Source organism: Halapricum desulfuricans (assembly GCF_017094465.1).
In the GTDB taxonomy this organism is placed as follows: Archaea; Halobacteriota; Halobacteria; order Halobacteriales; family Haloarculaceae; genus Halapricum.
The window spans coordinates 957,691-982,217 of sequence record NZ_CP064791.1; the positions used below are offsets into that span (position 1 = coordinate 957,691).

Sequence of the window (24,527 nt, forward strand, 5' to 3'; positions counted from 1 at the left end):
ATCAACAGATCAGTATCATGTGAACGTGATGGGGCAGTTCCCCAGGCAGTTTCCTTCTCCTACTGGGTTCCGGTGGGGCTGGGATTTGAACCACGCGAGGGTGGTCACTCGCTTCGCTCGTGCTCCACCTTCTCTCCTTCAAATCCAGCGTAGTGTTCAACGCGGCGCGTCAATGCGCCGCGCACTCACGGTGGGGCTGGGATTTGAACCGGACCAAGACGTTCCTGCTCGCTTCGCTGTGCGGGCTGCGACTTGTAGGCTTCAAATCCCCGTTTCAGCCGTTGCTCCTCGCGGAGTTGCTCGGAGCAAAACGGTGGGGCTGGGATTTGAACCGAAGCCAGACGTGCTCACTCCGTTGCGCGCGACTGGCAGGCTTCAAATCCAGCGTATTGTTCGGCGCGGCGCGTCAATGCGCCGCGCACTCACGGTGGGGCTGGGATTTGAACCCAGGAGGCTTAACGCCACCTGCTTTCAAGGCAGGCGCAATGGGCCGCTCTGCCACCCCACCGCAGTCACTTCTTGCGGGGCGGCCATTTAATGGCTGTCGGTTTTCTCGATATCCAACCCGTCCTCGCCCTCGGCCGCGTACACGCCCCGATTCTCCGCCCATTCGTACGTCCGGGTCGGATAGAGTCGGTCCGCTCGCGCACGCGCCCGAACGACGGAGACGACCGACGCGAGGTCGGCCCCCGTCTCGACCGGCTGCAGCGACGGCACGAAATCCACATCCAGGTCCGCCGCCCGTGCCGCTTCGACCAGCGATGTCACTTCGGGCGGGTCGTATGCACCCTCGAAATCGATCGGTTCGCTGAAGCCGGCGTATCCGACACGGCCACCCGGTCCCGGCGAGATGACGACCGGGCTTCGCCGGAGCTTCATTGACGTCGAATCGATCCCCTGGCGGGTCACCAGCGGGACCGTCGGCTCGATCACGTGGACACTCCCTTCCTCTTCGGTATCGAGCAAGTGCCGCACGGTGTTTCCGGCCCGGGCCGCGAAGGAACTCCCGACCTGCACCTCGTATCGAACGTCGTCCGGCTTCTCGACGGCCGCTGTGACGACTGCTTCGAGACGCCCTTTCGGCGAGACGTCGTCGTCGATATCGAGGTGCTCGCGCGGTCGGTAGTTGACGAGCAATTGCCCGCTGGCGGCTTCCGCCGCCCGGACGATGTCCGACAGCATCGCCTCGTACAGCGAGACGACTTCCGTGGCGTCGAGCGGCGTCGTTTCGACGAGTCGCTGGCCGACGACGCCCTCGATCGGTGGATCCGCGAGTACGGCGAGCGTGGTCATACCTCCTTTCGGGCTGGCCCGGCCTTGAACGTCGCGCTTGCCGATCACGGTCCCGCCACGGGCGAGCTGTCACGGTACAAACGTCTTTCAGTCCGCGTGGTGTGGACTCATCCATGGGCTGGTCGGCACGGACCCTCGGACGCTGGGCCGGCGTCGCGTCGATCAGCACCGTCTTCGGGGCCGTCCTGCTCGCTGTGGTGCTGTCGCCGGCGTTCGCGCTCGAGGCCAACGCCCTGTCCGATCTCGGCGAGCGGAGCCACCCGGCGAGTACGGGTCTGACGGTGATCGTCTTCAACGGCGGGCTGTTCGTCGGCGGCGTCCTCGGGCTGCTGTTCGCCGGGGTACTCTCGACTGCGACAGCGCGCCCCCTCTCCCGAATCGGCGCGGCCCTGTTCGGTGTCGCGGCGATATTGCTCTCCGCGATCGGCGTATTTCCCCAGGGACATCCCCTTCATTTCCCGGTCGCGTCCGGGTTTTACACCCTGTTCTCGGTGGCCGTGCTCGTGTTCGGTGTCGGGCAACTGCGCGACCGAGACACACGGTCGGCTCTGGTCTCGATGGGCGCGGGGGTCGGAAACCTCGCTGTCTGGACGGGGTGGATCACGCGGGGCGGTCTCCGGCAGCCTGGTCTCGCCATTCCGGAAATCGCCGGCGCGCTGTTCGTCGCGCTGTGGGTGCTCGTCCACGCAACCGGGCTGCGGTCGACTGACCGCCAGCCGGACGTGAGCGTTCTCGACTGATCGCTGGTCCCGACGACGGAACCGTTTACTCCCCGTGGGGCGAACCGACGGGTGGATGAACAAGTGGTACCGTCGAACGGTTCTCTCCTTTGCCGTACTCGTAGTCATCATTGCCGTATACGCCGTCGTCTATCACTTCGGGATGCTCTATCTCGAGGGCGAATCGAAGACCTTCCTGCAGTCACTAGAGGCCGTCGTCCAGACGTTCACGACGACCGGGTTCGGCGAGGACGCTCCCTGGCAGACTGATTTTATGAACATCCTCGTCATCGCAATGAACTTGACCGGCGTCGCACTGGTCTTCCTCGCGCTGCCGGTGTTGATCTTCCCGATGTTCGAGGAGGCGTTCTCGACGACCGTCCCGACGAGCGTCGAGGAGGACCTCGCGGACCACGTCGTCGTGTGTGCGGACAAGCCACGGGCGGAAGTGCTCATCGACGAACTCGAGAGCTGGGACGTCGATCACGTCTTCGTCGAGTCCGATCGCGAGGTTGCGACCGCGCGATACGAGAACGGCTACGACGTCATCCACGGCGATCCGACCGCAGTCAGCGCCCTCGAAAACGCGAACCTCGCAGACGCGCGGGCTATCGTCGCGGACGTTGCGGACGATGTCGACACGAGCATCGTTCTGACCGCCCAGGAGGTCAGCGAGGACGTTCAGGTCGTGAGTATCGTCGAGGATCCGGACCAAAAGCGGTATCACGAACTCGCCGGCGCCGACGTGGTGTTGTCCCCGCGCCCGATCCTCGGCGAGAGTCTCGCGTCGAAAGTCACCACGAGCGCCCGAACCTATATCGACGACGCTGTCGCGATCGACGGCGATCTCCAGGTCGCGGAACTTCCGATCAGCGCCGGGAGTCCACTGGAAGGGACGACGATAGCCGAAAGCGACATCCGCGAGGAGACCGGCGTCAACGTCATCGGAGCGTGGTTCCGCGGGGACTTCGAGAGTCCCCCCTCTCCAGAGACGACCATCGATCGGGGCACTGTCTTGCTGGTTACCGGCCGCTCAGAGCAACTTGCCGATCTTCGGGACCGCACGCGTGCGCCGATGCGGCGCTTCGACGGCGGACGTGTCCTGATTGCGGGCTACGGACAGGTCGGCCAGCGTGTCGCGACGCTGCTGGACGAACAGGGAATTCCCTATACGACTGTCGACTCGGCCGACGGAGACGGCGTCGATGTCGTCGGCGACGTGACCGATCCTGAAACGCTCGAGTCGGCCGGGATCGACGATGCCAGGACGGTGGTGTTGGCGATCCCCGACGACACGGCGGCGGAGTTCGCGACACTGGTCGTCCGCGATCTCAGCCCCGAGACGGAGGTCATTGCTCGCGTCGAACAGGCCGAAAGCATCCAGAAGATGTACCGGGCCGGCGCCGACTACGTCCTCGCACTCGAGACGATCACCGGCCGGATGATCGCCTCGACTGTCCTCGAAAACGAGGACGTCATCTCTTTCGACACTCAGGTCGAGGTCATTCGGACGGAAGCCCCGGAGATCGTCGGCCATACGCTACAGGAGGCCGAGGTCCGGCCGAAAACCGGCTGTACCGTCGTCGCCGTCGAACGGGACGGACGGGTCCAGACCGACCTCGGCTCCGACTTTCGGATCCAGCCCGGCGACGAGTTGATCGTCGTCGGCACGGACGAGGGGATCAACCGGTTTACCGAGACGTTCCGGTAGGCTCTCCGATTGGCCGAACCTCTAAGGGAATCTCACCCGATGTCCGGGACGTGCTGGAATCGGACATGCGGGACGACTATCTGGAGGAGCCACGATGACAGCTATCGACACGCGGGATCTTCGGATGGAGTTCGGTGATGTGACCGCGCTCGACGACCTGAATCTGGCCGTCGACGACGGTGAGCTGTTCGGACTCCTGGGACCGAACGGTTCCGGAAAGACGACGACGATCGAGATCCTGACTGGCCAGCGCCGCCCGACGAGCGGCTCGGCGACCGTGCTCGGGATCGATCCGGTCGAGCGGCCGATGGCTGTCAGAGCGGAAATCGGGATCTTGCCCGAGCGCGAGGATCCGCCGAGCTTCCTCACGCCACGGGAGTATCTGGAGTTTGCGGCCGAGATCCGCGGGCTGGCGGACGCGGGCGAGCGCATCGACGAGTGGGCGACCAAACTCTCCTTCGAGCACAAACTCGATACGCTGGCGACCAATCTCTCGGAGGGCGAACGCCAGCGCGTCATGCTGGCCCAGGCGTTCTTTCACGAGCCGTCGCTGGTCTTTATCGACGAGCCGCTGGTCAACCTCGACCCGATCTTGCAGGAAGAGGTCAAAGAGCACCTGCAGGCCTACTGTGAGAGTGGCAACACCCTCTTTCTCTCGACGCATTTCGTCGACGTTGCCGAGGAGCTCTGTACCCGTGTCGCCGTCCTCAGAGAGGGACGACTCCTGGGCACGACCGACCCGCGGACGCTTGACGGTGAGGAGGCGCTGCTCGAGTACTTCCTCTCGACTGTCGAGGGCGATAAGCCGGAAACGGTCCCGACGACGGGGAGGTGACTTGTTGTGGGAATCCTACGTGCGATGATCGAGGAGGAATGGCGGCTCCACGCCGATCTCTTCGGAGGACGGCGGTTCGGCGCGTTCCCGGCCGGCGTCGCGGTCGTTGCGGCCGGCTCGTTCTGGCTCCTGGCCTCGATGGGGACGGACACGGCAGCGATCGCCGCCGGTCTGCACGTGCTGGTCGGCTTCTTCGGGTTGCAGGTCGGGACGATCGGACTCGTCGGTCGGGACGCGATGCGCGACGTGCTCGGGGACGTGACGCTGCTGGTGTTCAGTTCCCGGACGCTACCGATCTCGTGGCGGCGATTGCTCGCGACGTTCCTGTTGAAGGATCTGCTGTATTACTCGGGGCTGTTTCTGGCACCGATCGCGCTGGCGTACGCGCCCGTGGCACTCGCGACCGGCGACGGCGTGCTGGCGGTCCTGTCGCTGTGGATGACGCTGGCGGGCACGTTCGCCCTCGGGGTGAGCCTGAGTCTGGCGCTGGTGGGGCTCGCGAGCTATCACGGCGCTCTCGCGCTTGTGGCTGCCGGGCTGGCGACTGCCACTGTCGTGGTCAGCGGCGTCGATCCGATCACGCTGACGCCGTACGGCCCCTTCGTCGATCCGACGCTTGGGACCGTCATCGCCGGATTCGTTCCGACAGTCCTCGTCGCGACGCTCGGAGTCGCCCTGTTCGAGCCCGTCGAGCGGACCGACGGGAGCCAGCGGATCGGCCCGCTGTCGAGCTACGCCCGTGCGATCCCCGACGACACCGGAATCGCTCGGCGGACGGTCCTCTCGGTCGCGCGATCGAGCGGCTCGGTCTGGAAAGTCGCCTTCTCGATGGGCGTGCTGGTGGTCGTCGTAGTCGTGTTGCTCTCGGAGCTGGCGCGCGTGACCGTTCTCGAACCGCACTTCGGGCTCGCACTCGGGACGTTCCTCGGGCTCGGCGGGTTCACGACCTACGCCTGGCTCACCCAGTTCGAGGATCCTCGGGAGATGCTGCGGTACCCAGTCACGATCGAGCAGGTCTTCGCGAGCAAGCGGCGGGCGTATCTGGCGCTCGTGTTGCCCGCCGGCCTGGCGTACATCCTCCTGGCAGCGGTGTGGCTCCCGGTCGCGGAGCTGGTCGTCGCTGCCGTCGTCTTCCCGGGCGTCGCGGTCTACGTCTTCGGACTCACGGCGTATGTCGCGGGACTCTCCCCGACCGAGTTACTCTTCGACACGCCGCTGTTCGCGGCGTTCGGTGCCGGCCTGGCTGTCGTTGCGGTACCGTTGTTGGTCGCGGCGCTGGCGACGACTGCAGCCCCGGCACTGACCGTCGCTGTCGGAATCGGGATTGCCGTACTCGCCGGACTCGTCGGTGTCGTCCTCGCTCAGCGGGCCGGCCCGCGCTGGGAACGGCGACTCCGCGAATGAACCGTCAGATAGAGTTCTTCAGCTTCTCGAAGAAGCCTTCCTCGACGCTGATGTCCTCGTCGCTGGCATCGGCGAACGCCTCCAGGGCCTCGCGCTGTTCGCCGTTCAGCTCTTCGGGCGTGTACACCTGGACGGTCACGTAGAGGTCACCCTGTCCGCGCCGGCGCAGGTGTGGCATCCCCCTGCCCTCGAGCCGGAACGTCTCGCCGCTCTGGGTGCCCGAGGGAATCTCCAACTCGACGTCGCCGTCCAGCGTCCCCACTTCGATCGTGTCGCCGAAGACTGCCTGCGGGAACGAGATCGGCTCGCGCCGCCGGAGGTCGTCGCCCTCCCGTTCGAAGTCGGGGTGCTCGCGGATCGACACGTCGATCAGCAGGTCGCCGTTCGGTCCGCCGTTCTCGCCGGGTGCTCCCTCCCGTTCCATCCGGAGGGTCTGGCCGTCCTGGATACCGGCGGGAATCTCGACGGTGAGAGTCGCCTCGTTGCGGACGACGCCGTCGCCGCCGCAGGTCGAACAGGTCTCCTCGTAGAGCGTCCCGTCGCCGCCACAGCGCCGGCAGGTCGTCGTCTGCTGGACGCGACCCATCGGCGTCTGCTGGACCTGCGTGACCTGGCCACGGCCGTCACATTCGGGACAGGTCTGGCTGTCTGCGTCCGGTGGGTGGCCGTTGCCATCGCAGTCCGGACAGGTCTCGGGCCGGCGAACTGTCACCTGCTTTTCGGCTCCCTCGTGGGCCTCTTCGAGGTCGATTTCGAGCGTCGTTTTCAGGTCCTGGCCCTGGCGCGGACGGTTGCTGTCACGACTCCGACGGCGGCCGCCCCCGAAGAACTGATCGAAGATGTCCTCCATGTTGAAGCCACCGCCGAACGGGTCGCCACCGCGACCGCCGCGGCCACCGGCGCCACCGCCGTCGAAGCCGCCGCGCTTCTCGGCCTGTTCGAACCGGTCGTGCCCCATCTGGTCGTAGGCCTGGCGCTTTTCGTCGTCGGTCAGCACTTCTTTGGCCTTCTTGACCTGCTTGAACTTCTCCTCGGCGTCGGGTTCGTCGCTCACGTCGGGGTGGTACTCGCGCGCTTTCTTCCGGTAGGCCTCCTGGATCTCCTCCTCGCTGGCGTCGCGTGAGACCCCGAGTATATCGTAGAAGTCCTCGCTCATTCGTTATCGCTGGGTAATCGGTTGAGACACTTCAAAAGCCCGGGTCACCGATGCTACCGTGCCGGTGGCACGAGCAAGACGTTGCTGTCGGCTCTGGCGGTCACGTCCTCGGAGGTACTGCCGAGCAAGAGCCGACGGAGACGGCTCCGACCCCGGCCACCGAGGAGTACCGTCGTCGGGTCGACCTCGTCTTCGACGGCGAGGATCTCCTCGGCGGCTTCACCCTCCCGGACCATCGTCGTCGTTTCGATCCCGTTTTCTTGGAGCGTTTCGGCCATCGATTTGAGGCGCTGCTCGGCGTCGTCGACGCCGTCGTCACCGGCACGACGGTCCGGCGGCCGCACGTGTAGCAGCGTCGCCTCGTGGGTCGCTTCCCTCGTCCGGTGGAACTGCTCGAAGGCCCGCTCTGCGTTCTCCGAGAAGTCGGTCGCGTACAGCATCCGCCGGAAGAGGTGCTTGTTCGCGACTTCCGGAGCCCCGTCCCGTTCGACGATCCGCTGGACCAGCAGCGGACTGACGGCCGTCCGCGCGATGTTCCGGACCGTGCTCCCGATGAATCGCTGTTTGAGCGGGCTCTGTCCACGGGAGCCCGCGATGATGAGATCGGCATGCACTTGCTCGGCGAGGCCGTTGATCCGGCGATGGGGCGTTCCGCGGACGATGTGAGTGTTGACTGTGAACCCCTCGGATTCGAGTTGCTGTTGCTGGCGCTGTAGCCCGCGTTTCGTTTGACCGGCGATGTCACTGCCTGGCATCCCCGCTGTGATGTTGGGGCTGGTGACTGTGATCAGATCGATCTCGTCGATCCCGTACCGCCCGAGACACTTCAGGCAGATCCGTGAGTCGATCGCCGTATCGATCGCCGAGGACAGATCCGTTGCGTACACTGCGCGCATGTCTCTCTGTAGTGGCGCTGCTGTAATAGTATTGTTGGTGAATTCCAATACCACACAATATCAGTGATACCGCTACAAACGGGCGATAACGGCCCGGAGTCAATCGGCAGGTGTGACGGTCGTCTCGGTTTGCTGGCGATACGATCGCCAGTATCCCTGTGCATACGCGCCGATGAACATGCCGCCGATCGCGACGAGAATCGGGTAGTTACCGATCCCGAGGCTCGCGTAGGCCGCTCCGGGACAGATCCCCGAGAGGCCCCAGCCGATGCCGAAGATGGAGCCGCCGATGACGACGTTTCGGTCGAAGGATTTGACGCGCTTGCGGAAGATATCGCCCGTCAGTGGCGCTCGCTCGAGCACCCGCGGGACGACGGCGAACGTGACGGCCGTGACGACCGCACCGCCGCCCATCACGAACAGCAGGCCGAAGTCCTCGAACTGGAGGAAGTTGAGCACGACCTCCGGACGAGCCATCTGACTCAGACCGAGGCCGAACCCGAAGACCAGCCCACCGAGCAGGATGACACCGTGGAACAGCGGCGAACGCTCGCTCATGGCGACACCCCCAGTGCGGCGACTAGCTGTGCCGTCCCGATCGCGAACGCCAGGAACGTCGCCACGTTGACGAACGAGGTGTTCGACCCCGAGCCGACGCCACAGACGCCGTGTCCGGAGGTACAGCCCTTCCCCACGCGCGTTCCGATTCCGACCAGCACGCCACCGACGAACAGCCGCCAGAGCTGTACGTCGGTCGTCCAGCCACCGGCCCCGAGCGTCAGCGCGTAGGCTGCCGCGCCGGCGACGATCCCGACGGCAAAGACGACCCGCCAGTCCCGGGATGCCAGATACTTCGGCTTGTTGAACCGCGAGACCTTCGAGACGTACGACCACGTCGACTCCAGGAAGGTGCTCGCACCGGCGATGATGCCGGTGGCGGCGTAGATGATCGTGACGCCGAGCCCGATGAGCAGCCCGCCGGCTGCGTAGTGGCTAATACCGTTCGGGAACAGCGTTTCGACGGTGATCTGGAGCGGTTCAATCGTCATCTGCGTCGCCCGTGTCGATCTCGGATTCGTCCGCTTGCCCGTCCCGATCGTCGAGCAGCCGCTCCAGCCCCGGCGGCCCGACGATGCTGACGTTGCCGTCCTCGTCAAGCACGAATGGCTTGGTCATACTCGTCTCTCCGTACCCTTCCGTGCTACTAAAACGTTTGGATAGTAATGTATATTTGTGGCAATATTATGGACAAACGAAGTCTATATCCGGGTGGAGCGAATTACTTAAAGACCCCTGGTTTGATGGCATTCTATTCTAACCATTTCTTCGAGATCACGGGAACCTGACCGGGATAGCCCGGGTCGGATGTGGATTAGTATTGCAGGTAAAGAACAATATAGGCGCGGTGCTGATTCACGATATCGGAGTTACTCAGCGGCGTCGACACGGATCGTCACGGCGACGTGTTCGGGTAGCGGGACCCGCGTGCCGTCTTCGAGTTCGACCTCGATCAGTCCGATCGGGGGCGTATCGACGACGGTCAGCGTCGTCCCGGGGCCGATCCCGACATCGGCGAGGTACGCTAGTTCGTCGGGATCGCGGTCCCGAACCCGTGTCACTTCGACCACGTCGCCGTCCTCGCACTCGCTGAGGGCCGTTCCGATGCACTCCTCGATCGGTTCGAGTGTGTCGCTGGGGATCGGGTCGCCGTGGGGGTCGACGTCCGGATCGTCGAGTTGCGCCGCGACGCGGCGCTCGAACTCCTCGGAGATGTGGTGTTCCAGCCGGTCGGCCTCCTCGTGGACGGCCGTCCAGTCGAACCCGAGTCTGTCAGTGAGATACGTCTCGAGCAAGCGGTGGTGGCGGATGACCTCGGTCGCGATCGTCTCGCCCTCCTCGGTGAGCCGCACGCCCTTGTATTTCTCCCGCTCGACGAGTCCGCGGTCCTCCAGTTTCTCCATCATGCTCGTCGCCGTCGGCGGCGTCACGTCCATGCTCTCGGCGATGGTCGAGGTCGAGACCGGCCCCGTCGTCTCGCGCTGATGTTCGTGGATCGCCTTGAGGTAGTCCTCCATCTCGGGGCTGAGCATCTACCCGTATCTCGGGCGACCGCCGAAATAAAGGCTGGCTCTCCGGCCGACTACAGACGGTCCTGTTCTTCGAGAAATAAAGGCTGGCTCTCCGGCCGACTACAGACGGTCCTGTTCTTCGAGTTGGTCCAGCACGTCCTCGACGAACGACTCGACGTCCTCGTATGGGAAGTTCCCGCTTCCGAGCTTCGTGTTTAGCTGCATGGCTGTCATCGAGAAGTCACCCGATTCGAACGTCGTACTCGGACCGTCCGGCAGCGCCGGTACCAGGTCCATCGGACTGGAGATCGGATAGTCAGCGCCCTCGAACGCGTCGATGAACTGTTCGCGCAACTCGTCTGTGTCTACCATGGCGTTCGACGTTTTGGGATACTATCCTCAAAAATCATTCGCGTTTCCCTCCTTTCGCAAGCATCTCACGGACGCGCTCTCTAGCTCGCCCACTCGACCATCTCGGCGTAGGTGTCGTCCGTCGAGAGTGCGGCGGCGTCACCGACGAGCACCAGCGACTTCTTCGCCCGGGTGAGCGCGACGTTGATCCGCCGGTAGTCCTCGAAGATCGGTCCGTCGAGGTCCCCAGTCGCGACGAAAGAGACCACGATCACCTCCTTGCTTGAGCCCTGGAAGCGATCGACAGTATCAACGGCCACCGCGTCGGGCACGCGCTGGCCGATCTCGGCGACCTGCGCGCGGTAGGGGGCGATCACGCCGATGTCCTCGCGGGCGACGCCGGCGTCGGTGAACGCCTCGACGATCTCGGCGACAGCGTCCGCCTCATCGGGATTAGTGTTCCCCCGTGCCGCCCCATCTGGATCGACGAAGGTCACACGATCACGGAGATGGTCGGGAAGCGCCGAGGGCCCAACCCCATCCAGATCGTCCAGCCGCTGGGCCGCGACCTCGCCGGTGGCCGGGCGGAGTTGCCCGTCGTAGAACGCCCGCGAGGGAAACGCCTGGATACGCTGAGCCATACGGTACTGGCGGTCGAGCAGCACGCCCGCGTCGGGATGCGTCTCGATCAGTCGCTCGAACAGCGATTCCTGAAGTTCGTTTTCTGCTCGCACGACCGGGGGCAACTGCTGATGGTCACCGATCAGGACGAACCGCTCGGCGAGGTTCGTCGCCGCGAGCGTCCCCGGCTCGGTGAGTTGGCCCGCCTCGTCGACGACCGCGGCGTCGAACTCCTGTTCGCGGACGATCCGTGACCCGCAGGAGGCCGTGGTCGCCGCCACGACCGGCGCGTCCCGAAGTTTGTCTGCCAGTTCGCCCGGATTACCGGACTGTTCGAGCCTGAACCGCTGCATGTCCTCGCGAACGCCGCTCTCGGTCCCCACGCGGACGATGTCCTCGAATCCCTGCTCGACCAGCGCCGCCATCGCGTTGTCGACGGCCCGGTTGGTGAACGCCGACAGCAGCACGCGCTCGCCGCGATCGACGAGTTCCCGGACGATCGTCGCCAGCGTGTAGGTCTTGCCCGTCCCGGGCGGACCGTGGACCAGCGCGAAGTCCTCCGCACCCACCGCCAGCCGGACCGCCTCGTCCTGGGCCGGGTTGTTCCCGATGAACGTCTCTTCGGGACGATCGAACTCGGGATCGCGCCGCCCGAAGAGGACGTCTTTCGTCGGCTGGGGTTGTTTCAGAACTGCATCGTGCAGCGCCGTCAACAGTCGGTCTGTCGAGAGTTCAGAGGGGTAGATGTCCAGCCGCCTGAGTTCGACGGGCTCGTCCGCAGTGACGACGACTTCCTGTCCGGTTGCCGACTTGCCGCTCTCGGCGTCGGGCGACGGCCCGCCGAGCCGCTCGACCCGTGCGAGCTCGGCCTCACCCCGGATGGGGTGGCCGTCACTGGCAAGAACGACATCGCCCTCCCGGATTTTCGAGGTCGCACCCGTTCCCTCCGCGCGCAGCTCCCAGCGCCCCCCGTCGATTTCTCGTCGCTCCGTGGGTTCGAGATCCACCAGCGCGCGGTCGTCGTCGGCCCGCTCGTGAGCGCCTTGCTCCCAGAGTTTCGCATATTCGCGGTGGACTTCCCGCCGTTCTTCCTCGATCGCCCTGTAGAACTTCTCGAAGTATTCGCGTTCGGCTCCGGGGATCGGCGACCCGACTTGCCCCGCTTTCGACTCCTGGTCGAGCCGCCCCGAGACGGCCATACACGTGTCCTGCTCGAAGCAGTACTCGCATTTGGCGTCGGCCTCGTAGCCGGTCGGGACATCGCTGTCGTACTCCATAGCCGCGATGGCGTTTCGCTCCCGGAGGACGAACTCGAGCAGCCCCGGACCGATCGAGAATTCCTTGGCCGGCGAGAGATCACCGCTCTCCTCGCTGCGCTCGACGGCGGCGTTTTTCGTATACAGCAGCGTCCCGGTGTCCGGCGCGGCTGCGAGTGCGGACGGGCTATCGCTTTTGGCCGCGCCCCCGTCGCCCATCATCTCGGCCGCCGAGGTCTCCTCCGCCGCGCGCTCGCCGAGGATCAACGCGTAGGCGGCAGCCTGGATCTTGTCGTGAAATCGGGGCTCGCGCCGGGTGTTCTTGCCCGTTTTCAGTTCGACCGGCATCCCCCGGCGGACTGCGTCGGCCCGTCCTTTGATCCCGTACCGTTCGCTGATCAGCGTCATCTCCGAGCGCCACTCGTCCGTTTCAGTGAGTGTCCCTTGCGCGAGCCACCCTTCGATGGCGCTGGCGTGATCCCGGACGTCCTCCGTCACGTCACCCACGTCCCGCCCCAGCAAGCCGAGTTCCAGTCCGGCGGCCTCGACCTGCTCCTCGACTGCGGTGTCGAGGTCCCGGCCCCGCAGCAGATCGCCGAACACCTCGTGGACGATCGTCCCCTTGACGACCGGATAGGCCAGCGGCAGCCCGTCGATCTTGTTGAGATAGTACATCCGGGGGCACTGCACCCACGAGCGGATGTCGGTCACGTCGACGATGAAGTCGGGTTCGACGACGACCATCGTGTCACTGCCAGTGGTGTACTGCGTCTCACCCTGGTAAGTCCGCTGCTCGGTGTCGTAGACGGCCAGTTCCATGCCTGCCTGGAGTTGTTCTCCGTTCTCGGTCCAGTCGCCCCACAGCGTCACCATCGTTGGCTCGCCGCGACCGCGGTCGGGCCGGATCGTGACTTCACAGAGCTCGCGCTCCCCGTACTGTGTGCTGACGGTTTTCGGGCCTTCGACTTCGACGACGACGCCGCGAACGTTCACGAAACGGGCCAGGTTCGCGTCGGGAAAAACGCTGTCGGTGAGCTGTGGGTCCGGGTGACAATGCGGCAGATTCAATTCACATAACACTCAAGAAACACATAAAAATATAATAGTATTAGTATAAGACATGAGGATATAGCCGATTTCAATTCCACAATTCGGATATTTCTCGTGTTGAAGTCATAACAGAGATATGGTACGTATACCATATGTATTTAAATACTAATCTAGCTTATGAATAAGTATGGTTGATGTATACGACTATCGGCCCGACAGCGAGCGGCGTACCGTTGCCAGTGACGACCGGGCGTCCCCCGTCGGTGAAATCGAGGGTGGCTGATGTCCGAGTCCCAGACCGCCAGGCTGCACAGCGTTATCTGGTATCTTTCCGTGCTGGTAGCGCTCGTCGGCCTCGCCAGTGTGAGCACAGGCCGTTTGCTGACCGGGGCAGCTTTCGGTGTGGCTGGCGGGAGTACCCTCGTCGTATTGTCCCTGCTTTCGACGTGGCAGATTCACCGTGACAAGTTCGGGCACGCCGTCGGCGGCACGCTCGGCATTCTCGCCGTCGCAAGCATCTTCTTCGTGGCTATAGTGGTCAGTGTCGACGTTTTCTCGCTCGGTTTCCCGACCGACGTTCGGGTAGTCGCATTTGCGACGGGACTGCAGGCAATGCTTTTCATCCTATCGGTTCGCTCACCGAGTAGTTCCCCGATCGCACGATGGCTCGCCCCAGTCACTGGCCATATCACAGTGCTTTTTGGCTCCGCCCAGGCGCTTGGATGGGGGCCGTTCACGTCCAGAACGGTCTTGCTGGCCTACGCAGTCGGCTTTTCGTTGCTTGCCCTGCACGCGTTCTGGATGCGCCAGCGCGCTAACGAGCGTGTCATCCCCCCGCGTCCTGACACCGATCCACGACGATGGGAGGCGGTACTAATCGTCGCCGTGTTCGTTGCCGTGATCAGCGCTGCGATCGCGGACCTCGTTGTTCGGCCCGGCACTGCCGAACTCGCCGTCCGATCCGGTGGGCTGATTCCCGAGAGCGCTGTCGCACAGACGGCGGCCGCGATCGCTGCCGGGGCAGCTGTCGTCGGATTCTCGACGATCGCCGCTCCACCGTCACCGCCCGGATTTCTCGATGTCCTCACTGGCACTCGCGCAACGGTCGTACAGCACGCTCTCACGCTTATCCTCCTGTTGAACATGCTGCTCGCCGTCGTGTTGATGGCCGCCCCGTGGGGCTTCTATCCGGTACTGGGTGTGTTCCTCGCGTGGCTTGCTATCGGAGTTTCGGTCGAATACGCGTCCGTGGTCCACGCCCGCCGCAAGCGGCCAACGACGGCGTCTCCGGCCCCGCCGCTACCCCAGGATCCGTCCATCACCGTGGTCGTAGCCGCTTACAACGATGAGGCTGTCCTTTCAGAGAGCCTGTCACACAACATTGAGGAGTTGGCTCCGCTCCCATTCGTCGTCGTACCAGCCAGTCGATCTACGGACGACACCGTCGCGGTCGCAAACGAATTCCAACGGCAGTATCCGGATCGGGTCCGGGCCGTCGAAGGTGTCGGCGATACCAAAGCCGCAGATCTCAACGATGTGTGGGCCTCCATCGACACGGAGTTCGCTCTCGTGCTGGATTCGGATGAGATTGTCGACACCGAGTTCGTTGCGCGGGGTCTACACGCCCTCGAGGAGCAGCCCGAGCTAGGTATCGCGCAAGGGCGGAAGGTATCGGAGGCCCCACGCGAAAGTTCGCTGGCGCTGTTTGGCAGTGTCGAACGCCAGCAAAGTACGTGGCTTGAGCACCGGTTCATGCACGATGTCTTCGGTGCGGGCCATTTCGCCGGCTCCGCTGCGTTGATCCGACGGGAAGTCCCTTCCTCGGTAGGCGGCTGGTCACCGGCGGTGCTGACTGAGGACATCGATCTCACAGTTCGCCTCCAACTCCAGACCGACTGGGAGATTGCCTACGACATGGAGATGGTCGCACTGGAATCGACACCCGAGAACAGTCGCGAATTGGTGCGCCAGCGCCAGCGGTGGACCCGTGGATGGGCACAGGTCGCCGAACGATACTTGGGAACGATGCTTCGATCTCGGGGTGTGGGAACACGACGAACTATCGGGATGTCGTGGCTCCTGTTTGCCGCGGTGAGCGCGCCGCTCGCCACGATATTCCCCACGTTGCTCGTGCTACCGTTCCTCGGAATCGGCGGCGGGCTGCCGTTGCTCGCAGCGGTCGTGCTGGCGTTGTATCTGCTCCCTGCTCGCGGGATATCCTTCGGGTACGCAGCACTGCGAGACCCCACGATTCCCCTTCCGACCACGCTCGGGAACGCGGTAAAGATCGTCGTCTATGGCTATCTCTGGATCGTGCTCAACTGGATCGTCCAGATCCACAGTCTCTACCTCGAAATCGGCGGCTCACCGGGTGTGTGGCACGTGACGCGGAAACAGACAAGGGAAGAGATGCGACGGCAAGCGAGCGTCCATGAGACGACGGTCGTAGCCGGCACAAATCCCTTCAGCCGCTGGTACAGAACCCGGATCGGTCAGCCGACCACGGACGGTGAGATTCTCGGCTACTGGCTGTATGTGCTCGGCACGATACTGGGTGTTCTCGGTGTCTGGCTGTTGTTCAACAGCCACTCCGCGGGACCCGCTCGTCAGTGGTCGATCGTCCTCGCCTCGGCAAGTCTGGTCCTACTGATGGCCGGGCCGGCAATCCGATTGCCGCTTCGACGCAGTAGCACCTTACTCACCTATCTCGGGATGGCGATCTCCGCGGTGGCACTCGTCTGGTTCGTCGTCGCATACCCCGCTCAGTGGAGTACCGACACGGGTCACCCTACGATCATCGCCCTCTACACGGTTGGTGTGTTCGTCATCGCGATCAGTGCTGCAGTCGTTCCACTCGTGACCAAAAGTGTCGAACCCGACCAGCCAACGACCACACCCGACGAAACAGTCGGTGCTCAGCAAACGCCTGTCGAAACCACGCCCCGACTCTCGTCGGACGAGCTCTGAAAGGCGAGTTTCGGCGCATCTGGTGCGCCTGATGGACTATTCTGTCGGGTGGGTTTGACCGCTCGTCGTATTTGTCTCAACGAGCGTCGAGGCGTTTTCCAGTCGGACGACAGTCAATTCGCGGTAGGCGCGCCCGTTCGGACAGAAGCCAGCCACGTCGGGATCGACCCCGTACCACTGGACGGTCACGCGGTCTTGCTCGGTTAGCTCGAAGCCGATTTCCTCGGCTGTGATCGTCAGCGTGTCCCCGTGCTCGATGGTTCCCTCAGCACCGATCCACTCGCGGCTTGCAGTGTCGGGACTTTCCCCGTTCCGGACCGAGACGACGACTCGGTCGGTCGTCGCCCCGCCGACCGTCCTGTTGCCGGTGTGGACGACGACCACCGCCGACCCGTTCGAGGCGACGGTGAACTCGGCGTCCGGCGCGGTGAGATCCGCGGTGTCCGCACAGGGGCCGCCGGGGGCGAGAAACAGGCCGACATAGCCCACCACGACGATCCCGACCAGCAGTACGATCGGCCCGAAGACACCGATCGCCCAGCGACGCCCCTCGATGTCCGACATGCCCGCGTCTCGTCGTCCGGGGCCCATAGAGATTGCTATCACCGTTCCGATCCGCCCACATTTCGCGTATTGAGTGTTTCGCGGATCGACATCTTCATTCTGAACCGGCCACAACGACACGGGTATGCGCGTTCGCGACTGGCAGGACATTCTCGAGGACGTCGTCGAGAGCGACAGCGACCCCGACCAGTGGCGAGCAGTCGGCGGTGATCGCCGATCCGGGATCGGGGAGGATCTCTATCTCGCCCATCCCTCAAGCGGGGTCTATCAGCTCAAAACCTACGCGAAAAATCCCTACGAGGTGCAGGGCGTCGGCGCGCAGGTCGCACGACGGATCGACGACGAGATCGAGCCGCTGTTCCCCGAAGCGGGAAGCGGTCTGTTCGGCGTTCAGCAACCGATCGAAGACGAAGATGAGGCCGAACGCAAGGCCAGACACCTGGAGACGGTACTGGAGACCCACGCCGAGGCCCCGACGACCCCGGAGGCGCTGTTTGAAGACGTTATGGACACGCTCGACAGTCCAGCTTACGGCCCGATGGAGTTCGACACCTACGACCGCCCCGATCCGATGACCGATCTCACCGACACCTTCGAGGAGGCTGAACAGTTGCTCGACGCCGAACTCGAGGATCTCATCGACGAGAACGTGACCCGCGGATTTCACTAATACGGACTGTCGTACGTCTGTGTTTCCGAATGTGACTGCCGTGTTACGGCAGTGCGAGGAGAAAGCCCCGCCCTGTAGGACGGGGTGGATAGCCCCCTAGGGGCCCGTACGTTAGTCGGCCGCCAGCGGGTCCGATTCTTTGGCCGGCAGGTCACGCGTCGCGACGATATCCACGCCGGTTCCACAGACGTCTTCGAAGACCACGTCGCCGAGTTCGATCGGGGCCTCGACCTCGACGGTGGCGAGTTCCTTGACGGCGGCCTCGAGTTCCCCTTTCGGGATCGGTTCGGCCGTCTTCACTGGCACGTACGGCAACACGCCGCCTTTGACGCGCACCGTCGTGGGCAGCACTCTGGTCGGATTGCGGTACTCCTCTCTGGCGTAGTCTTCACCCTGGATACAGCCAGCCCCCTCCATCGAGAGGATCTCGCCGTCCTCGACTTCCAGTTCGATCTCACAGCCGATCGGGCACCTGATACACGTAATTTCGACAGTTTCGGTCATGCTTCCTCCCGTTGAACGACATCCAGTTCGAGCCGCGGCTCGGGCAACTCCGCGAGAGTATCGCTGTCGACGTTCAGCGTGACCATCTCGCCGGGTTCGGCCCGCCGTTCGAAGGTCCGGGCCAGCTGCTCGCCGCCCGAGGAGAGCGTGACGAACACGTCCTCCATCGGCGCGTGGACGCGCATGTACAGCGGGATCTCCTCGCGGTCGGGATCGACCGTCGAGATCCGGTCCGGGACGACGTAGCGCAGTTTCCCCGTGCTTTCGATCTCGATCGGTTCCTCGCGGGTCTCGACGCGATCCTGCAACGACCGGGCGGCACTGCGACCGGCGATCATGCTCTCCTCGGTGACCCAGTCGACCACGTCGTGGACGTGCAGGACGTTCCCGCAGGCGTAGATGTCCTCGACGTTGGTCTCGCGCGTCTCGTCGACGATCGGCCCGCCGGTCACCGAGTGTAACTCGACGCCGGCGTCGACCGACAGTTCGTTCTCGGGGATCAACCCGACCGAGAGCAGTATGGTGTCACACTCGATCTCGTATTCGGTCCCCGGGATCGGTTCGAAGTCCTCGTCGACCTCTTGGACGGTGACCCCCTCGACGCGGTCGTTCCCGTGGATCTCCGTGATCGTCTGCTGGGTACGAAGCGGGATGTCGAAGTCCTCCAGACACTGGACGACGTTGCGAGTGATCCCGCCCGTGTAGGGCATGATCTCGAGCACGGCCTCGACCTCGGCACCTTCGAGGTGCATGTGACGGGCCATGATGAGCCCGACGTCGCCGGAGCCGAGGATGACGGCCTTCTCGCCGGGCAGTTTTCCCTCCATGTTGATCAGCCGCTGGGCGGTCCCCGCGGTGAAGATGCCGGCCGGCCGCGAGCCGGGGATGTCCAGCGCGTCCCGCGTCCGCTCGCGACAGCCCATCGCGAGGATCACTTTCTCGGCGTCGATCTCGGTCACGCCGTCCTCGTCGTTGACGGCGTAGACGGTCCGGTCGTGAGTGACCTCAAGCACCATCGTGTCCAGCCGGATATCGACGCCGCGCTCGGCGACGTTCTCGATGAACTGCTGGGCGTACTCCGGCCCCGTCAGCTCCTCCTCGAAGTACTCCAGCCCGAAGCCGGGGTGGACACACTGCTGGAGGATGCCGCCGAGTTCGAAGTCGCGTTCGAGGATCACGATGTCGTCGACACCCTCGTCGTAGGCAGCCTGTGCGGCCCCCAGTCCGGCGGGACCGCCGCCGACCACAACCAGGTCGTGTTCTTCTCGACGCATCGCGTCGAGGTCACCGGTAACTGCCTGTCGGCTTTCAGTCATCGGCGTTCACCTCCGAGCCCTCGCGGGACTTCTCCAGCAGTGGCTGTTTGATCTCGTCGGTTAGCAGCTCCGACCCTTCTTCCTCGAGTTTGATTTCTGTCATGGGAACGTCGAGTTCCTCGGAGAGGATCTCGATGACGCGCGGGCCACAGAACCCGCCCTGACACCGGCCGGCGCCGGGCCTGACCCGGCGCTTGATCGCGTTGACCGTCTGTGCGGGGACGGGCTGGTTGATCGCGTCACGGATCTCGCCCTCCGTGACGGTCTCGCACCGACAGATGATCTGCCCGTAGCGGGGGTCTTCCTCGATCAGTGCCGCCCGCTCCTCGTGGCTCATGTGCCGGACTTTCGGCGGGCCGCTGTAATTGGGGTCGAACGCCGGATCCTCCTCGAGGTCGCCACGCACCTCTTCGACGAGGTCGACGACCAGTTCGGCGGTCGCCGGAGCCGAGGCCAGCCCGGGCGACTGGATCCCGGCTGCGTTGATAAACCCTGGCACCTCCTCTTCGATCTGGATCCGGAAATCGCCGGTCTCCTTGATCGCCGGCCGCAACCCGGCAAACTCCTTGATGACGTCCTGTTTGGTCAGGTCCGGGACCGTCTTCTGTGCGCCCTCGAGGACCTTGTCGAGCCCCTGTCGGGTCGTCGCCTTGTCGCGCTTATCGTCGATCTCCTGGGCGTTGGGGCCGATCAGCAGGTTTTCCTCGTCGGTCGGCGTCACGACGATCCCCTTCGTGACTTCGGTCGGCACGGGGAAGATCGTCGTGTCGATATCGATGTCGAACTGCTTGTCGTAGAGGTAGTACTCCCCGCGCCGGGGCGTGATTTCGAAGTCGTCGACGCCGACCATCTTCGAGACCTCGTCGGCGTACAGCCCGGCCGCGTTGATCACGATGTCGGCGTCGATCTCGCCTTTCGCGGTTTCGACAGTGAACCCCTCATCAGTCTTCGTGATGTCGGTCACTTCGGCTTCGAGCTCGACGCTCGCCCCGTTCTCGACGGCGTTGTTGGCGAACCCGACGGTCAGCTCGAAGGGATTGACGATTCCGGCCGTCGGGGCCCATAGCGCGGCCACGGCGTCGTCGGTCAGGTGCGGTTCCTTCTCGAGGAGTTGCTCGCGTTCGAGGATCTCCAGTCCATCGACGCCGTTGTCCTGCCCCTTCGCGAGGAGTTCTTCGAGTTTCGGCCGTTCGCTCTCGTCGGTCGCGACGACCATCGCCCCGCGCCACTCGATCGGCACGTCCAGTTCGTGCTGAATCCGCTCGTGATACAGTTCGTTACCCCGGACGTTCAGCCGCCCTTTCTGTTTGTCCGGGTCGGCGTTGAACCCGGCGTGGATCAGAGCCGTGTTCGCCTTGCTCGTCCCGGTGCAGACGTCGGGGGATTTCTCCACCAGTACGACGTCGAGTTGGTACCGCGACAGTTCCCGTGCGATGGCCGTCCCGGTCACCCCACCGCCGACGACCACCACATCCGTTTGTGATTGCATGGTGTATGCTCCGAGCGACGCTCCGCCAGATTGAGTCAACGTGGCGATGCCATCCATGGCCGGCGCAGCGTCGCTGCTCCAAATGTATTGACGAATCCGACAGTAAATTCTTTATCGGCGATTCCCAGAAACCAGTAAACAATCATTTCTGACCGAGAACGAGCGGTCTACGGACGAATCGCGGTCCAAACCGCAAATCCGAGGATGCCAATCAGGCTAGCTGACCGGCAACTGTCTCCAGCGCGGCATCGAGCACGGCGTCCCGCCGACCGGCGAGGAACGCGATCTGCTGGGAGCGGCTGCTCTGTGCCTCGACTCCGGCGTCCGGGACTGCTTCGTCGATCCGGGTCGCGACGGTGCGCACGTCCAGAGCGTGCTCGCTTCGAAGGTGCAGGTCGTCCTCGCCGATGCCGACGATCGCGTCGACGTCACTGCGCAGCTGTCGGAGCAGTTCGTCGAGCAGCAGCGTCTCCGGCGGGAAATCAAAGCGGTGGGTGAACGCTTCGGTGTCGAGGACGGCGACCTCGACGCCGTCGACCGTCCGGCGATCGACGTTCGCCTCGGCGGTCTCGACGGCGGTCTCCAGTTTCGAGCGGAACTGTTCGCTGACGTGGCCCGCGAGCCCGCGCGCCTCGTCGTCGGCCACGTCGCTCGCCCGCCCCGCAAAGAGCAGGTCGGCGATCAGCTGTCGTTTGTCCTCGTAGGACTGGTAGTACGCCTCCAGCGCGACGGCGTCCCGGATGTCCGCGAGCGTGTCGCTCTCGTAGCCTGCCTGTCGTGCGGCCTCGGCGTACGCTTCGGGCGGTTCCTCCCAGAAGCTCACCGCCGGCAGATGCAGCAGGTCCTCGCGGACGTCCTCGTTGACGTGTGTCGCGACGTTTGCCGCGATCGCTGCCGTCGTCGGCCCGTCGAGTTGGCCATCCACCGTCGTCAGCGTCGCGGGATCGGCATCGGGGCTGACGACCGTCTCGACCTCGTCGGCGATCTCCGGCTCGGCGACGGTGTCGATCACCACGCGCGGCGCGTCGTACACATCGAGGAACTCCAGTCCGTCCAGCGACTCGCGCGTGCCGCCGACCGCGACGAACACGTACAGCGGCAGTTGCTCGTCGTGGCGCTCACGGTTGCCGAGCATCGTCGTGACGTCCTTGGTCGCATCGCCCATTTCGTAGACGTCGCCCTCGAGTGGCCGACGATCGAAGTAGTGATACTCGGCGTCCGAGCGGGAGTGTTCCTCGCGGATCAGCGGGAGCGTCGCACGCTCGATCGCCGCACCGGCGACATAGCCGTCCGCGGTCGCGCTGTGGCGGACGATGACCGGCCGCTCCTCGAAGACGGCACGCCGGATCTCGCCGGCCGCGTCGCGGAACGACTCCGAAAGGCTCGACAACATCTCGTCCTCGGCGAGCAGGTCCAGCGCGCCAGGTCGGGCCTTCTCCGTCAGTGCCGCCTCCATCCGTTCGCGAACCGTCTCGCGTTCGTCGTCTTCGAGCGCGGTGAGTTGCTCGGTCTCGACCTGCAGTTCCCCGCGGCGCTCTCGGACCTCGCCGGACAGGCGAACGACGTCGTCTTCGCCGATGTCCGGATACGCTCGGACGCCCGCCTCCTCGAAGGCAGCGCAGTCGACTGTGCCGGTGCCGTCGGCGAGTTCGAACACCGTCGGCCCGCTGGTCTGGCGCGCGCTCTCGATCTTCCCTTCCAGTCGTACCGTTTCGCCGATGCGATCCCCGAGGGAGTCGACCGTCACGAGCGGCGCCTCGTCGGCTTCCTCGGACGCGACTGTCTCGGCTGCGGTCCGCGTCTCGCCTGCCTCGGGCCCGTCCGAATCGGCCTGTCGCGTCCGGACGCCACCCGCTTCGGGACGGCCGGACGGCTCGTCGCTCTGTTCCGACGCCGTCTCTGTCTTCGATGCAGTGACAGCCTCCGCTGCTTCGTCAGACGACGCGTCCGCGGCCGTCTGCTCCGACTCGGACGCGTCCGACGTGTCGCCTGTGTCCGGCGCGCTGCCGTCGATCTCTTTGGGGTGTTTCGGCTCGTCGAACGCGGGGTCGTCGATCAACTTCCCGCGGAACTCCCGGTCGGACTGGCGGATCGACCAGCCGAGGTCGATGTTACCGTTGTCTCTGACGTTTTTCACCTGGACGTAGACTGCGTCACCGGGCTCCCATTCGAGGTTGTCGAGCCGGCCGTCCAGCTCGCTTTCGTGGAGCAGTCCCGTCACGCTGTCGCCGACGTCGACGAAGACGCCGAACTCGGCGAAGCCGTCGACCGTCCCCTTGTAGTAGCGGCCGGATGTCAACTGATCGGGACTCGATCCTCGAAACTCGAATGCGACGTCCTCTTGGTGAATGTCGCAGATCTTACCGTCAACAGATTTGCCGCAAATGATGCACGAACCCATTGATCTGAACAAATGCACCCGGATTAAAACTGTTGTCGAATCAGTTCCGCCCATCGACCGCTCAGAACGCGAGCAATTCGACTGACGCTCTAAGGACTTTGCTCGCGGCTTCGAACCCGCGGAAGCCGTATCCGAACCCGATCGCAGCCGTCGGGATCGCGGCCACGGTCGCCCGCCGGTAGTTCGTCCCGTGGACGACGGCGAGACCGACGACCAGCAACACGAACCCGTATACTGTACACAGCAGTCTGACTGCCGGGATCGGGACGCCCGCGACGACACACGGCGCGCTCGCGTACGCGAGCACCTGGACAGTCTCGCTGACGCCCGCCCGATCGGGGACTAGCCCCATCAGGACGAGTACCTGCAGCGCGACCAGCAGGTGCAACGCGACCGGCGCGACGAGTACCACCGTCAGCAACAGCGCCAGCACCGGGCCGGCGACCGGATGGCTCCCGACTGCGGGCGCGGCGCCGGCGAGCAGGTACCGCCCCCCTTCGGCGAACAGCACGACGCTCATGAGGAAAAACAGCCCCGGAGCCTGATCGGCCGGGGCGACGCCCGCCCGGAAGAACCGCCGCGGTGCCGTCAGAACCTCGAACCAGGCGCGAGCGATCGCTCGCGGCCCCCGGTCGCGCCCGCCCTCCGGATCCTTGATCCACTGTGTCACGCCCGTCCCTTGCAGCGGCGGTGATTTGTCCGTTTGGAAACCGGCCGTCCGCTCGCGAGACGGGCGGACGCGCTACCGTTGCGCGTTGCTCCTGACCGTGCTCCCGATCGCGAGCGCGGCGCCGATGATGACGAGGTTCTTGACGATGTACTGGCCCTCAACGGTCAGCGCGTAGGGAGCGGTCGTGTAGACGACCTCGGGCAGGAGCACGAGCGGCAGGAACGTCCCGGGCAGCTGCAGAAAGAGCAGGAAGATCCCGGCCCGGATCAGCGGCCGGTAGAGCAGGAAGAGCCCGATGAGCATCTCCCAGACGCCGAGCACGGGGACGAACACTTCCGGCGGCACGACGTAGACGGTGGACGCGACCAGCTCCGCCGCCGGGCTGACGTCGAGCACTTTCAGCGCGCCGAACCAGATGAACACGACGCCAACGGAGGCCCGGAGCATCGGGATGCTCCATCGCTCCATCGCCTGGGCGATGGCCCTGTCGACCGCGTCGAACCGCTCTCTGTATGTCTCGAGTCGCTCGCTGACTGTTCCGTTTTCCATGGCTGACGTACGTGCTGGGCCGGAAAGTCCCTTTCT

The 24,527-nt window shown here is 64.5% G+C and carries 22 protein-coding genes and 1 tRNA gene; 6 read left to right on the forward strand and 17 right to left on the reverse strand.

Annotated features, from left to right (window positions below):
* Positions 1-425 precede the first annotated feature (425 nt).
* Both HSEST_RS04930 and HSEST_RS04935 read right to left on the reverse strand, forming a co-directional pair.
* A tRNA-Ser gene (locus HSEST_RS04930) sits at positions 426-508 on the reverse strand.
* A gap of 26 nt (positions 509-534) precedes the next feature.
* Positions 535-1,293: a hypothetical protein gene (locus HSEST_RS04935; RefSeq protein WP_229122545.1), complete on the reverse strand. Its 759-nt coding sequence runs from the start codon at positions 1,291-1,293 to the stop codon at positions 535-537.
* Between the two features lie 113 nt (positions 1,294-1,406).
* On the opposite strand from HSEST_RS04935, the gene HSEST_RS04940 reads away from it, so the two are divergent.
* The 4 genes from HSEST_RS04940 to HSEST_RS04955 all read left to right on the forward strand — a co-directional run bounded on the left by HSEST_RS04940 (position 1,407) and on the right by HSEST_RS04955 (position 5,962).
* Complete coding sequence (locus HSEST_RS04940) at positions 1,407-2,033, forward strand: DUF998 domain-containing protein (protein WP_229122547.1); 627 nt, start codon at positions 1,407-1,409, stop codon at positions 2,031-2,033.
* A gap of 55 nt (positions 2,034-2,088) precedes the next feature.
* Positions 2,089-3,723: a potassium channel family protein gene (locus HSEST_RS04945; RefSeq protein ID WP_229122548.1), complete on the forward strand. Its 1,635-nt coding sequence runs from the start codon at positions 2,089-2,091 to the stop codon at positions 3,721-3,723.
* Positions 3,724-3,817: 94 nt separating this feature from the next.
* On the forward strand, positions 3,818-4,558 hold the full coding sequence (locus tag HSEST_RS04950; protein ID WP_229122550.1) for an ABC transporter ATP-binding protein: 741 nt from the start codon (positions 3,818-3,820) through the stop codon (positions 4,556-4,558).
* A gap of 6 nt (positions 4,559-4,564) precedes the next feature.
* Positions 4,565-5,962, forward strand: coding sequence for a hypothetical protein (locus HSEST_RS04955; protein ID WP_229122551.1), 1,398 nt, complete (start codon positions 4,565-4,567; stop codon positions 5,960-5,962).
* Positions 5,963-5,966: 4 nt separating this feature from the next.
* Here HSEST_RS04955 and dnaJ read toward each other — a convergent pair whose 3' ends face one another.
* The 8 genes from dnaJ to HSEST_RS04995 all read right to left on the reverse strand — a co-directional run bounded on the left by dnaJ (position 5,967) and on the right by HSEST_RS04995 (position 13,304).
* Complete coding sequence (gene dnaJ / locus HSEST_RS04960) at positions 5,967-7,118, reverse strand: molecular chaperone DnaJ (RefSeq protein WP_229122553.1); 1,152 nt, start codon at positions 7,116-7,118, stop codon at positions 5,967-5,969.
* A gap of 53 nt (positions 7,119-7,171) precedes the next feature.
* Positions 7,172-8,014, reverse strand: coding sequence for a universal stress protein (locus tag HSEST_RS04965; protein ID WP_229122555.1), 843 nt, complete (start codon positions 8,012-8,014; stop codon positions 7,172-7,174).
* 99 nt (positions 8,015-8,113) lie between these two features.
* Positions 8,114-8,572 (reverse strand): YeeE/YedE family protein, encoded by a 459-nt coding sequence (locus tag HSEST_RS04970; protein ID WP_229122557.1) that lies wholly within the window; start codon positions 8,570-8,572, stop codon positions 8,114-8,116.
* A complete protein-coding gene (locus tag HSEST_RS04975) occupies positions 8,569-9,063 on the reverse strand; it encodes a YeeE/YedE family protein (RefSeq protein WP_229122558.1) in 495 nt (164 codons plus the stop codon). Before HSEST_RS04975 ends, HSEST_RS04970 begins: the two co-directional genes overlap by 4 nt.
* Complete coding sequence (locus HSEST_RS04980) at positions 9,053-9,190, reverse strand: hypothetical protein (RefSeq protein ID WP_229122560.1); 138 nt, start codon at positions 9,188-9,190, stop codon at positions 9,053-9,055. The genes HSEST_RS04975 and HSEST_RS04980 overlap by 11 nt, the downstream gene beginning before the upstream one ends.
* 251 nt (positions 9,191-9,441) lie before the next feature.
* Positions 9,442-10,104, reverse strand: a complete 663-nt coding sequence (locus tag HSEST_RS04985; protein WP_229122562.1) for a metal-dependent transcriptional regulator — start codon at positions 10,102-10,104, stop codon at positions 9,442-9,444.
* 99 nt (positions 10,105-10,203) lie between these two features.
* Positions 10,204-10,455, reverse strand: a complete 252-nt coding sequence (locus HSEST_RS04990) for an MTH865 family protein (RefSeq protein ID WP_229122564.1) — start codon at positions 10,453-10,455, stop codon at positions 10,204-10,206.
* Positions 10,456-10,535: 80 nt separating this feature from the next.
* Positions 10,536-13,304 (reverse strand): AAA domain-containing protein, encoded by a 2,769-nt coding sequence (locus HSEST_RS04995; RefSeq protein WP_229122565.1) that lies wholly within the window; start codon positions 13,302-13,304, stop codon positions 10,536-10,538.
* A gap of 339 nt (positions 13,305-13,643) precedes the next feature.
* Here HSEST_RS04995 and HSEST_RS05000 point away from each other — a divergent pair, with 339 nt between their 5' ends.
* Complete coding sequence (locus tag HSEST_RS05000; protein ID WP_229122567.1) at positions 13,644-16,328, forward strand: glycosyltransferase; 2,685 nt, start codon at positions 13,644-13,646, stop codon at positions 16,326-16,328.
* A 36-nt stretch (positions 16,329-16,364) separates the two neighbouring features.
* On the opposite strand, the gene HSEST_RS05005 is transcribed toward HSEST_RS05000, so the two are convergent.
* Positions 16,365-16,892, reverse strand: a complete 528-nt coding sequence (locus HSEST_RS05005; protein WP_229122569.1) for a hypothetical protein — start codon at positions 16,890-16,892, stop codon at positions 16,365-16,367.
* 124 nt (positions 16,893-17,016) lie between these two features.
* On the opposite strand from HSEST_RS05005, the gene HSEST_RS05010 reads away from it, so the two are divergent.
* Entirely contained in the window at positions 17,017-17,562 is a 546-nt protein-coding gene (locus tag HSEST_RS05010; RefSeq protein WP_229122571.1) for a hypothetical protein, read from the forward strand.
* Positions 17,563-17,673: 111 nt separating this feature from the next.
* On the opposite strand, the gene HSEST_RS05015 is transcribed toward HSEST_RS05010, so the two are convergent.
* The 6 genes from HSEST_RS05015 to HSEST_RS05040 form a co-directional block, all read right to left on the reverse strand.
* Positions 17,674-18,066 carry a DUF1667 domain-containing protein gene (locus HSEST_RS05015; RefSeq protein WP_229122572.1) on the reverse strand — a complete coding sequence of 131 codons (393 nt, stop codon included), beginning with the start codon at positions 18,064-18,066 and terminating at the stop codon, positions 17,674-17,676.
* On the reverse strand, positions 18,063-19,382 hold the full coding sequence (locus HSEST_RS05020; RefSeq protein ID WP_229122574.1) for an NAD(P)/FAD-dependent oxidoreductase: 1,320 nt from the start codon (positions 19,380-19,382) through the stop codon (positions 18,063-18,065). Before HSEST_RS05020 ends, HSEST_RS05015 begins: the two co-directional genes overlap by 4 nt.
* A complete protein-coding gene (locus HSEST_RS05025; protein ID WP_229122576.1) occupies positions 19,375-20,871 on the reverse strand; it encodes an NAD(P)/FAD-dependent oxidoreductase in 1,497 nt (498 codons plus the stop codon). The genes HSEST_RS05020 and HSEST_RS05025 overlap by 8 nt, the downstream gene beginning before the upstream one ends.
* A gap of 211 nt (positions 20,872-21,082) precedes the next feature.
* A complete protein-coding gene (locus tag HSEST_RS05030) occupies positions 21,083-23,272 on the reverse strand; it encodes a DHH family phosphoesterase (RefSeq protein ID WP_229122577.1) in 2,190 nt (729 codons plus the stop codon).
* Between the two features lie 61 nt (positions 23,273-23,333).
* Positions 23,334-23,942, reverse strand: coding sequence for a YIP1 family protein (locus tag HSEST_RS05035; RefSeq protein ID WP_229122579.1), 609 nt, complete (start codon positions 23,940-23,942; stop codon positions 23,334-23,336).
* A gap of 72 nt (positions 23,943-24,014) precedes the next feature.
* Complete coding sequence (locus tag HSEST_RS05040) at positions 24,015-24,491, reverse strand: hypothetical protein (protein WP_229122581.1); 477 nt, start codon at positions 24,489-24,491, stop codon at positions 24,015-24,017.
* Positions 24,492-24,527 lie beyond the last annotated feature (36 nt).

Excerpts from the sequence above, each read along its gene's own strand:
- HSEST_RS04935 (WP_229122545.1), bottom strand. The coding sequence starts at position 1,293 with ATGACCACGCTCGCCGTACTCGCGGATCCACCGATCGAGGGCGTCGTC.
- HSEST_RS04940 (WP_229122547.1), top strand. The coding sequence starts at position 1,407 with ATGGGCTGGTCGGCACGGACCCTCGGACGCTGGGCCGGCGTCGCGTCG.
- HSEST_RS04945 (WP_229122548.1), top strand. The coding sequence starts at position 2,089 with ATGAACAAGTGGTACCGTCGAACGGTTCTCTCCTTTGCCGTACTCGTA.
- HSEST_RS04950 (WP_229122550.1), top strand. The coding sequence starts at position 3,818 with ATGACAGCTATCGACACGCGGGATCTTCGGATGGAGTTCGGTGATGTG.
- dnaJ (WP_229122553.1), bottom strand. The coding sequence starts at position 7,118 with ATGAGCGAGGACTTCTACGATATACTCGGGGTCTCACGCGACGCCAGC.
- HSEST_RS04965 (WP_229122555.1), bottom strand. The coding sequence starts at position 8,014 with ATGCGCGCAGTGTACGCAACGGATCTGTCCTCGGCGATCGATACGGCG.
- HSEST_RS04970 (WP_229122557.1), bottom strand. The coding sequence starts at position 8,572 with ATGAGCGAGCGTTCGCCGCTGTTCCACGGTGTCATCCTGCTCGGTGGG.
- HSEST_RS04975 (WP_229122558.1), bottom strand. The coding sequence starts at position 9,063 with ATGACGATTGAACCGCTCCAGATCACCGTCGAAACGCTGTTCCCGAAC.
- HSEST_RS04980 (WP_229122560.1), bottom strand. The coding sequence starts at position 9,190 with ATGACCAAGCCATTCGTGCTTGACGAGGACGGCAACGTCAGCATCGTC.
- HSEST_RS04985 (WP_229122562.1), bottom strand. The coding sequence starts at position 10,104 with ATGCTCAGCCCCGAGATGGAGGACTACCTCAAGGCGATCCACGAACAT.
- HSEST_RS04990 (WP_229122564.1), bottom strand. The coding sequence starts at position 10,455 with ATGGTAGACACAGACGAGTTGCGCGAACAGTTCATCGACGCGTTCGAG.
- HSEST_RS05000 (WP_229122567.1), top strand. The coding sequence starts at position 13,644 with ATGTCCGAGTCCCAGACCGCCAGGCTGCACAGCGTTATCTGGTATCTT.
- HSEST_RS05005 (WP_229122569.1), bottom strand. The coding sequence starts at position 16,892 with ATGTCGGACATCGAGGGGCGTCGCTGGGCGATCGGTGTCTTCGGGCCG.
- HSEST_RS05010 (WP_229122571.1), top strand. The coding sequence starts at position 17,017 with ATGCGCGTTCGCGACTGGCAGGACATTCTCGAGGACGTCGTCGAGAGC.
- HSEST_RS05015 (WP_229122572.1), bottom strand. The coding sequence starts at position 18,066 with ATGACCGAAACTGTCGAAATTACGTGTATCAGGTGCCCGATCGGCTGT.
- HSEST_RS05020 (WP_229122574.1), bottom strand. The coding sequence starts at position 19,382 with ATGACTGAAAGCCGACAGGCAGTTACCGGTGACCTCGACGCGATGCGT.
- HSEST_RS05025 (WP_229122576.1), bottom strand. The coding sequence starts at position 20,871 with ATGCAATCACAAACGGATGTGGTGGTCGTCGGCGGTGGGGTGACCGGG.
- HSEST_RS05030 (WP_229122577.1), bottom strand. The coding sequence starts at position 23,272 with ATGGGTTCGTGCATCATTTGCGGCAAATCTGTTGACGGTAAGATCTGC.
- HSEST_RS05040 (WP_229122581.1), bottom strand. The coding sequence starts at position 24,491 with ATGGAAAACGGAACAGTCAGCGAGCGACTCGAGACATACAGAGAGCGG.